We start from the raw sequence: 558 nt of genomic DNA, 5'->3' as shown, positions 1-558 counted from the left end.
GCCGGGGTGACGGAGGTCCGTACCGGGCTTGCCTTCCTCGCGAATTTCGCTATGGGACGCCGATCGGGGTGGAGAGCGCTCGCTTTCCGCCCCGGTTGTTATGCAAGTCGATAGCCGGAGGGGCGTTTCGCATGGTGCGGGCGTCAGCGATCGGCCAAGAAGAGAGACGAGACACATGGCTCTATACGAGCACGTGTTCCTTGCGCGCCAGGATCTGGCACAGGCGCAAGTGGACGCTCTGGCGGAAATCGCCACCAAGATCGTAAACGATAATGAAGGCCGGGTCGTCAAGACCGAGAATTGGGGCCTGCGCAGCCTCGCCTACAAGATCGCGAAGAACCGCAAGGCGCATTACGTCATGCTCGAAATCGATGCCCCGGGCAGCGTGATCGTCGAGCTGGAGCGTCAGGTTCAGATCAACGAAGACATTATTCGCTACATGACCGTCAAGATCGACGCGTCCGAAGAGGGCCCGAGCGTGATGATGCGCAAGTCCGATCGTGACCGTGAGCGTCGCAGCGATCGTGAAGGCGGCCGCGAAGGCCGTGGCGATCGTCC

At 61.3% G+C, this 558-nt stretch carries 1 protein-coding gene; it reads left to right on the top strand.

Annotation, left to right across the window (positions count from 1 at the left end):
* Positions 1-175 precede the first annotated feature (175 nt).
* Positions 176-558: 30S ribosomal protein S6 (gene rpsF, locus AACY52_RS29655; RefSeq protein ID WP_339561277.1), on the top strand; the 383-nt coding region annotated here is incomplete at its 3' end.

Origin of the sequence: Pseudomonas sp. EA_65y_Pfl1_P113 (assembly GCF_963970525.1) — a bacterium.
Taxonomy (GTDB): domain Bacteria; phylum Pseudomonadota; class Gammaproteobacteria; order Pseudomonadales; family Pseudomonadaceae; genus Aquipseudomonas; species Aquipseudomonas tritici.
This window is presented reverse-complemented; position numbering and strand designations above follow the sequence as displayed.